The sequence below is a fragment of the Quadrisphaera sp. DVD1 genome (genome assembly GCF_058932755.1).
In genome coordinates this window covers 1-9025 of the sequence record NZ_JBZYWI010000130.1, presented here as the reverse complement: position 1 = coordinate 9025, position 9025 = coordinate 1, and the positions used below count along the sequence as shown (strand labels likewise).

Annotated in this window: 7 protein-coding genes; 4 read left to right on the top strand and 3 right to left on the bottom strand. The window is 77.0% G+C overall.

Going from position 1 to position 9025, the window contains the following annotated elements; genetic code table 11:
• The coding region (locus AC5FZL_RS13295) for an exonuclease domain-containing protein (protein ID WP_493619359.1) at positions 1–843 on the bottom strand (843 nt) is incomplete at its 3' end.
• Between the two features lie 173 nt (positions 844–1016).
• Here AC5FZL_RS13295 and AC5FZL_RS13290 point away from each other — a divergent pair.
• Entirely contained in the window at positions 1017–3215 is a 2199-nt protein-coding gene (locus AC5FZL_RS13290) for a S9 family peptidase (RefSeq protein ID WP_493619358.1), read from the top strand.
• A 33-nt stretch (positions 3216–3248) separates the two neighbouring features.
• Here the strand turns inward: AC5FZL_RS13290 and AC5FZL_RS13285 are convergent, their stop codons facing one another.
• Positions 3249–3542 (bottom strand): hypothetical protein, encoded by a 294-nt coding sequence (locus tag AC5FZL_RS13285; RefSeq protein WP_493619357.1) that lies wholly within the window; start codon positions 3540–3542, stop codon positions 3249–3251.
• A 126-nt stretch (positions 3543–3668) separates the two neighbouring features.
• On the opposite strand from AC5FZL_RS13285, the gene AC5FZL_RS13280 reads away from it, so the two are divergent.
• Entirely contained in the window at positions 3669–5765 is a 2097-nt protein-coding gene (locus AC5FZL_RS13280) for a RecQ family ATP-dependent DNA helicase (protein WP_493619355.1), read from the top strand.
• Positions 5766–5799: 34 nt separating this feature from the next.
• On the opposite strand, the gene AC5FZL_RS13275 is transcribed toward AC5FZL_RS13280, so the two are convergent.
• Positions 5800–6783: an aldo/keto reductase gene (locus AC5FZL_RS13275; protein WP_493619354.1), complete on the bottom strand. Its 984-nt coding sequence runs from the start codon at positions 6781–6783 to the stop codon at positions 5800–5802.
• 419 nt (positions 6784–7202) lie between these two features.
• Between AC5FZL_RS13275 and AC5FZL_RS13270 the strand changes: the two genes are divergently transcribed.
• On the top strand, positions 7203–8237 hold the full coding sequence (locus tag AC5FZL_RS13270) for an aldo/keto reductase (RefSeq protein ID WP_493619352.1): 1035 nt from the start codon (positions 7203–7205) through the stop codon (positions 8235–8237).
• Between the two features lie 81 nt (positions 8238–8318).
• The coding region (locus AC5FZL_RS13265) for a hypothetical protein (protein WP_493619350.1) at positions 8319–9025 on the top strand (707 nt) is incomplete at its 3' end.

The following is a 9025-nucleotide window of genomic DNA, read 5'->3' as shown; positions in this document are numbered from 1 at the left end:
CACCAGCTGGTCGAGGTCGGCGGCGACGCCGGGGTGGCGGTGCAGGGCGGCCAGCAGGGCGGCGGTCGCCCGGGCGGTGCCGAGGGCAGAGCGCTCGGGGGCCACCTGCGCGCCGGCCGCCGCGGCGCTCTCCCGCACGCCGCGGCGGCGCAGCGGGGGCAGGACCTCCAGGCCGGCGTCCACCGTGGACAGCTCGGTCGTCGGCGGCAGCGCCCACCCCGCGCGGTCGGCCTCCTCGCGCAGGAACGCGGCCACCACCGGGGCGTGGTGGGCGACGAGCACGCGGCCGCGCAGCCGCGCTGCGACCTCCCCGAGGACGTCGGCGAAGGCCGGGGCGCCGCGCAGGTCCTGCGCCCGCAGCCCGGTGCGAGCGGCGGTCCCCAGGGCCGACCGGCGCGGGTCGAGCAGGGTGGTCCACTCGTCGAGCACCGCGCCGCCGGGGTCGCAGCGCAGGACGGCCAGCTCCACGACGCGGTCCCACGACGGCGAGAGCCCGGTGGTCTCCACCGCCACGACGGCGAAGCCACGACCGGGAGCCGGCGCGACCGGCGCGGGGGCCGGCGGCGCGAGGTGCCGGCCGGCCGGCCTGGCCGATCCGGTCCGGGGAGGCGCGAGGGCCTCCTCGGGGCCGCTGGCGCGGATGACCGGCAGCACGACGGTGGGCGCCTCGTCAGCGGGCACCGGGAGTGCGGGCGGCGCCGCCTGCGGCTGCGGGGCGGGCTGGAGGTCCTCCTGCGGGGGCCGGCGGTCCTCCTGCGGCGGCCGGCGGTCCTCCTGCCGGGGCTGGGGGTCGGCCGCGGGTGCTGCCGGGCGAGCCCGCCGGAAGCGGTCGCGCAGACCCATCGCCGCTCCCTCCGCAAGGACCCCGACCAGCGTCGGAGCCGCACCGCCTGGCCCACCCGGTGCGCGGCCGCCCGGGCGCCGGCGCGGCGGCTCCCGAGCGCGCTCGCGCTGGGGTGGAGGATAGGCGCCCGGGCCCGCGCGGGCGGGCGGGAACGGTCCGTAGGGTCGGTGTCGTGACCGACGACGCCGCTGCCGCGCCCCTCCCCCAGAAGGTCGCTCCTGCGCCTCCTCCCACCCCGGTCGCCCCGCCGGTGGCCGCTCGGGTGCCGGTGGAGCGGGTGCACCACGGCGACGTCGTCGTCGACCCCTACGAGTGGCTGCGCGACGCGCAGGACCCGGCGGTCCTGGCGCACCTGGAGGCCGAGAACGCCTGGACGGCGGCGCGCACCGCCCACCTGGAGCCCCTGCGGCAGAAGATCTTCACGGAGATCAAGGAGCGCACCCAGGAGAGCGACCTCTCGGTGCCCAGCCGCGAGGGCTCCTGGTGGTACTACGCCCGCACGGTGGCCGGGCAGCAGTACCCGCTGCTGTGCCGCGCACCGGTCGTCGACCCCGACGACTGGACCCCGCCGGCGACCACGGGAGCGGCCGGCGAGGGCGTCGGCGCGCCCGGCGAGCAGGTCATGCTCGACGGCAACGCCGAGGCCGGGGACTCGGCCTTCTTCGCCTTCGGCGCCGCCTCGGTCAGCCCGGACGGGCGCCTGCTGGCCTGGTCGTGCGACACCACCGGCGACGAGCGGTTCCTCCTCCGCGTGCGCGACCTGGCCACGGGCGCAGACCTGCCCGACGAGGTGCCCGGCGTCTTCTACTCCGCGACGTGGGCAGCCGACTCGGCCACCGTCTTCTACGTCACGGTCGACGAGGCGTGGCGCCCGCACCGCGTGCACCGCCACCGGGTCGGCACCCCGGCGGAGGCCGACGTCGTCGTCCACACCGAGCCCGACGAGCGCTACGGCCTGGGCGTCGGCCTGACCCGCAGCGGCCGGTACCTGGTGATGAGCAGCGACTCCAAGACCACCAGCGAGGTGCGGGTGCTGGAGGCCGACGACCCCGAGGGCGCCTTCCGGCTCGTCGCGGCCCGGCGCGAGGGGGTCGAGTACGCGCTCGAGCACGCGGTCGTGGGGGGCCGCGACGTCTTCCTCGTCCTCCACGACGACGGCGCCGAGGACTTCGAGCTGGCCCTCGTGGACGCCGCGGACCCCGGGCCCGAGCACTGGCGCCCCCTCGTCGCGCACTCCCCCGGCACCCGGCTGGAGGACGTCGACGCCTTCGCCGGCTTCGTGGCCCTGTCCTACCGCCGCGAGGCGCTGCCCCGCGTGGCGGTGATGCGCCTCGGCCCGGACGGCGTGGGCGCGCCCGAGGAGCTGGCCTTCCCGGAGGAGCTGTCGACGACCGCCGTCGGCGACACCCGCGACTTCGCCTCCCCGCTGCTGCGCCTGGAGCACGCGTCGTTCACGGTGCCCGCGGCGGTCTACGACCTCGACGTCGCCACGGGCGAGCGCCTGCTGCGCAAGCGCACCCCGGTCCTCGGCGGCTACGACCCCGCGGACTACGTCGAGCACCGCGAGTGGGCCACCGCCCCCGACGGCACGGCCGTGCCGGTGTCGGTCATCGCGCGCGCCGACGTGCCGCGCGACGGCCGGGCGCCGGGGCTGCTCTACGGCTACGGCAGCTACGAGCACAGCATCGACCCGGGCTTCACCGCCTCGCGGCTGTCGCTGCTCGACCGCGGCGTGGTCTTCGCGGTGGCCCACGTGCGCGGGGGCGGCGAGCTGGGCCGGCACTGGTACGAGCAGGGCAAGCTCCTCGCCAAGCCCAACAGCTTCACCGACTTCGTCGCGGCGGCCACCCACCTGGGCGCCAGCGGCTGGGTCGACCCGGCCCGCCTGGTGGCGATGGGCGGCAGCGCCGGCGGGCTGCTCGTCGGCGCCGTGGCCAACCTCGCCCCGGACGCCTTCGCCGGCGTCGTCGCCGCGGTGCCCTTCGTCGACCCGCTGACCTCGATGCTCGACGAGTCGCTGCCGCTCACCGTGCCGGAGCAGGAGGAGTGGGGCGACCCGATCCGCGACCCGCAGGTCTACGCGGTGATGAAGGGGTACTCCCCCTACGAGAACGTCACCGCCCAGCGCTACCCGGCGATCCTCGCCACGACGAGCCTGCACGACACCCGGGTGCTCTACGTCGAGCCCGCGAAGTGGGTGGCCCGGCTGCGCGAGCTCTCCGTGGACGCCGACCGCGTCCTGCTCAAGACGGAGCTGGACGGCGGCCACGGAGGGCGCAGCGGGCGCTACGAGGCGTGGCGCGAGCGGGCGTTCGAGCACGCGTGGGTGCTCGACGTGCTCGGCCTCGCCCGGCACGACGCAGCCGGCTGAGGAGCCGGGGGCCGAGCGGGCCGAGCGGGCGGCTCAGGCGTCGGCCGCGGGACCGTCCGGCTCGGCGTCACCCTCGGCGGGCGACTCGTCGAGCTTGCTCAGGTTCGCGCTGGGCAGCGTGATCCGCCGCACGTTGCCGCCGCGGAAGTCGACGACGACCGTGGCGGGGGCGTCCGCGGTGCCGGCGTCGAAGCTGAGGACGCGACCGAGGCCGTGCTTGTCGTTGCTGACCCAGTCACCCTCCTCGTAGATGACGGCCTCCGCGGGAGGCTTGTTGAAGGGACTGGTGGGCAGGAAGCGGCGCCGGACCGCAGGCCGTGGGCTCATCACCTCCAGTGTGCTCCCCCGAGGGGGGGGACGGCACCACGACGGGGACACCGGTGCCCGGCCGGTGTCCACAGCCCCTCGTCCGGCGCACCGCGCTGTCGGCCCCGCAGGGCACGATGGACCCTGATGGACGACGTGAGCACCCTCCCCGCCACCGGCCTGCGCGAGCAGGCCGAGACCCAGCTGCGCGCCCTCGCCGGGCCCGGCGCCACCCTGCGCGAGGACCAGTGGACGGCGATCTCGGCCCTGGTCGAGCACGACCGCCGGGTGGTCGTCGTCCAGCGCACCGGCTGGGGCAAGTCCGCCGTGTACTGGGTGGCCACGGCGCTGCGCCGCGCCGCCGGCGCCGGGCCCACCCTCGTCGTCTCCCCGCTGCTGGCGCTCATGCGCGACCAGGTGGCGGCCGCCGAGCGCTCCGGCCTGCGCGCGGTGACGATCAACTCCTCCAACGTCGACGACTGGCCGGCGGTCGAGGCCCGCCTGGCCGCGGACGACGTCGACGTCCTGCTCATCTCCCCCGAGCGCCTGAACTCCGCGGGCTTCCGGGCCCGGGTGCTGCCCCACCTGGCGCCCCGCCTGGGGCTGCTCGTCGTCGACGAGGCGCACTGCATCTCCGACTGGGGCCACGACTTCCGGCCCGACTACCGGCGCATCCGCACGGTGCTCGAGGGGCTTCCGGCGGGCACCCCGGTGCTGGCCACGACCGCCACGGCCAACGGCCGGGTCAGCGCCGACGTCGCGACCCAGCTCGGCCAGGACACCCTGACCCTGCGCGGGCCCCTGGAGCGCGCGGGCCTGGCGCTGTCGGTGGTCCCCACGCCCGACGTCGCCACCGCCTACGCCTGGATCGCCCAGGCCCTGCACGTCCACGAGGGCAGCGGGATCATCTACGCCCTCACCGTGGCCGAGACCGCGCGGCTCGCGGAGTTCCTGGCCGCCCAGGGGCACGCGGTGGCCGCCTACTCCTCGGCCACCGACCCGGCCGAGCGCGAGCGCCTGGAGGGCGCGCTGCTGTCCGGGGAGGTCCGCGCGCTCGTGGCCACCTCGTCGCTGGGCATGGGCTACGACCACCCCCGGCTCTCGTTCGTCATGCACCTGGGGGCGCCGTCCTCCCCGGTCGCCTACTACCAGCACGTGGGCCGGGCCGGGCGCGCGCTCGACGGCGCGATCGGCGTCCTGCTGCCCACCGCCGCCGACGAGCGGATCTGGGCCTACTTCGACTCCACCGCCTTCCCGCCGGAGCCGGTCGTGCGCCGGGTGCTCGACGTCCTCGACCGCGCCGGCACGGCGATGACCCTGCCGGCGCTGGAGAACGAGGCGGGGCTGCGGCGCGGCCGCCTCGAGGCGCTGCTCAAGGTGCTCGACGTCGACGGCGCGGTCGCCCGCGAGGCCGGCGGCTGGCGCACGACGGGACAGCCGTGGGTCTACGACGCGGAGCGGATCGCCGGGGTGGCCGCCGCGCGCCGATCCGAGCAGGACGTCATGCGCCGCTACACCGCGGCCACCCGCTGCCTGATGCGCACCCTGCGCGAGGAGCTCGACGACGCCGGCGCCACCGACTGCGGGCGCTGCTCGGTGTGCACGGGCACCCTCCCCGCCCCGGGCGCCTCCCCCGACACCGACGCCGTGGCGGCAGCGCTGGCCCACCTGCGCTCCCAGACCACCGTCGTCGAGCCGCGCAAGATGTGGCCCTCGGGCGCGAGCCGGCGGGGACGAATCGCCGAGGGGCTGCGCGCCGAGCCCGGCCGGGCGCTGGCCCTGGCCGAGGACCCGGCGTGGGGCCCGGTCGTGGGCGCAGCGCTCCGCTCGGGCGAGCCGGTGCCGGCGGAGGTGCTCGACGGCGTGGTGCGCACGCTCTCGCGCTGGGGCTGGCCCGCGGGGCGGCCCACCTGGGTCACCTGGGTGCCCTCGCGCCGGCGCGAGCCGCTGCTGCGCGACCTCGCCGAGCGGGTCGCGGCGCTGGGCCGGATGCAGCTGGTGCCGGCCCTGGAGGCCGCGCCTGCCGGGCCCCACCAGGACGACGCGGCCACCGCGGCCGCCGCGGCGGAGGGCCCGCTGGGCCGCCTGTCGCTGGCGCCGCTGCCCGAGGGGCTGCCCGACGGGCCGGTGCTGCTGCTCGACGACACCGCCCGCAGCGGCTGGACGCTGACCGTGGCCTCGGCCGTGCTGCGGAGCGCGGGGTCCGGCCCGGTCTACCCCCTGGTCCTCCACAAGCACATGTGAGCGGCGGCCGGCCGTGCCGCCGCCGGTCGCCGGCTCAGAAGCCGGCGACCGGGTGGGGCACGTACGGCTCCTCCAGGAGCGCCAGCTCCTCCGGCGTCAGCCCCAGCTCCAGGGCGGCGACGGCGTCGTCGAGGTGGTGGAGCTTGGTCGCGCCGACGATCGGCGCCGTGACCTGGGGCTGCTGGGCCACCCAGGCGAGCGCCACCTGGGCCCGCGGCACCCCGCGCGCCTCGGCCACCCGCGCCACGCGCTCGACGACCGCGCGGTCGGCGTCGAGGGTGGCGTCGCCGCCGTAGAGGCTCTTCCCGAACGCGTCGGTCGCCGAGCGCTCGGTGCTCTCGTCCCACGGCCGGGTCAGGCGCCCGCGCGCCAGCGGGCTCCAGGGCAGCACCCCGATGCCCTCGTCCGCGCAGAGCGGGAGCATCTCCCGCTCCTCCTCGCGGTTGAGCAGGTTGTAGTGGTCCTGCATCGTCGCGAAGCGCGTCCAGCCGCGGGCGTCGGCGGTGTGCAGGGCCTTGGCGAACTGCCAGGCCCACATCGACGAGGCGCCCAGGTAGCGCACCTTGCCCGCCTTGACGACGTCGTGCAGGGCCTCGAGGGTCTCCTCCAGCGGGGTGTGCGGGTCCCAGCGGTGGATCTGGTAGAGGTCGACGTAGTCGGTGCCCAGGCGGCGCAGGCTCGCGTCGATCTCGTGCAGGATCGCCACCCGGGACAGCCCGCCGCCGTTGGGGCCCGGGCGCATCCGCCCGTGCACCTTCGTGGCGATCACCACCTGCTCGCGGGTGGTGAAGTCGCGCAGCGCGCGCCCGAGGATCTCCTCGCTGCTGCCGTCGGAGTAGACGTTGGCGGTGTCGAAGAACGTCACCCCGAGCTCCAGCGCCCGCTGGATGAAGGGACGGCTCTCCTCCTCGCCCAGCGTCCAGGAGTGGTTGCCCCGGTCCGGCTCGCCGTAGCTCATGCACCCCAGGCACAGCCGCGAGACCTCGAGACCTGTGCTGCCGAGCCTGACCTGCTCCACCGCGCGCTCCTCGTCCGGCCGCCCCGCGGCGGCCCCTCGCCCCATCGCAGCCCCCGGGCCGCTCCGCCGCCAGCCGAGCGGCGCGCCTGCGCCGGTGCCGGCCGCAGCGCAGCGAGACTGCGGGGGCGCCACGCGCACCACGCGTGTGGTTCACGCCGCACCGACGCCTCCCGCCCGTGTGGTTCACGCCGCGACGACGCCTCCCGCCCGTGTGGTTCACGCCGCGACGACGCCTCGCGCCGTTGTGGTTCACGGCGTCCAGACGCAGTCCGCCGATGTCATTCACGCCGTTCCGACGGCGTCCAGCCGTGTCGTTCACTGACGTGCTACGGCGTCCTACGCGCATCTACGCGGACGAGTACCGCAGCGGCTGGGCCCTCCGGGTGCGCCGGTCACCGGGGGGCGAGCACGATGGCGCCATGGAGATCAGGACCCTCGGGCGCAGCGGGTGCGCCGTCTCGACGCTCGCCCTCGGCACGATGACCTTCGGCAAGGAGACCGACGAGGCGGGCGCCCACGCCCAGCTCGACGCGTTCACCGCGGCCGGCGGCACCCTCGTGGACACCGCCGACGTCTACAACGCGGGGGTCTCGGAGGAGATCATCGGCCGCTGGCTCGCGTCCGCCCCCACCGACGTGCGCGACTCGGTGGTGCTCGCCACCAAGGGCCGCTTCCCCACCGGCCCCGGCCCGAACGACCTCGGCCTGTCCCGCCGGCACCTGCAGCGCGCCCTGGACGCCTCCCTGCGCCGGCTCGGCGTGGAGACCATCGACCTCTACCAGGTGCACGCCTTCGACGCGCTCACCCCGCTGGAGGAGACGCTCTCGACCCTCGACGACGCCGTCCGGGCCGGCAAGGTGCGCTACGTCGGCCTGTCGAACTACACCGGCTGGCAGGTGCAGAAGGCCGTGGCCACCGCCCGCGCGCACGGCCTGGCCGCCCCCGTCACGCTCCAGCCGCAGTACAACCTCCTCGTCCGCCAGGTCGAGTGGGAGGTCGTGCCCTCCTGCCTGGACGCCGGCCTGGGCCTGCTCCCCTGGTCGCCGCTCGGGGGTGGCTGGCTGACCGGCAAGTACACCCGCGACGAGCGCCCGACCGGTGACACCCGCCTGGGCGAGGACCCCGAGCGCGGCATGGAGGCCTACGGGAAGCGCTCGGTCGAGCAGCGCACCTGGGACGTCATCGAGGCCGTGCAGCAGGTCGCCGACGCCCGCGGGGCCTCGATGGCCCAGGTGGCCCTGGCGTGGCTGGCCGACCGGCCCTCGGTCACCTCGGTCATCCTCGGCGCGCGGACCCTCGAGCAGCTCAGTGACGACCTCGGCGCCGCGGGCCTGCACCTGAGCCAGGAGGAGACCGCGGCCCTGGACGCCGCGAGCGAGCCGGCCCCGGGCGACTACCCCTACGGCCCCGCGGGCGCGGCCCAGCGCTTCCGGAAGATCGAGGGCGGGCGCTGACGGGCGCCCGCACACCGCTGCCCCGAGGCGGCGGGGCTCGGCCCGGTGGCCGGTGCCCGCCGCCTCGGCCAGCATGACCGCATGAGCGGATCCCTCACCCGCGGCCTCGTGGCCGGCGCGACCGGCACCCTGGCGCTGCAGGCGGCCGGCTACCTCGACATGGCCCTGCGCGGCCGCCCGGCGAGCTCCGCCCCGGCCGACACCGTCGAGGGCCTGCTGCACAAGGTCGGTGGCGCCGTCCCCGGCACCGGCGCGGCCCGCGAGCACCGCCGCGGCGCGCTGGGCGAGCTGAGCGGCACGGTCAACGGGCTGGCCGTGGGCGTCGCGGCGAGCCTGGCCCGCCGCAGCGGCATCCGCTTCTCCGCGCCGGTGGGCGCCGCCCTGACCGGCGGAGCGGCGATGGCCCTGACCGACACCGTGATGGCGCTCTCCGGCGGCAGCGACCCCCGCACGTGGCGCACCCAGGACTGGGTCACCGACGCGAGCACGCACCTGGCCTACGGCATCGGCGTGCGCGCCGTCCTGGACCTCGTGGACGACCGGTCGGCCGTGCTGCGGCGCGCCGGCGCCTCGCTCGTGGCCCGCTCCGCCCTGCTCGGCGTCGCCGCGGGCGGGCGCAGCAGCCTGGGCCTGGCCGGCCCCGCGCTGACCGTGCCGAAGAAGCTGCCGGGCTCGGTCCACGGCCCGGGGGCCCGGGCCCGGCTGCGCCGCGCCGGCGCCCTGCTGGGCGTCGCGGCCGAGCTGACCGCGGACAAGCTCCCCAGCACGCCCAGCCGGCTGCAGCCGCC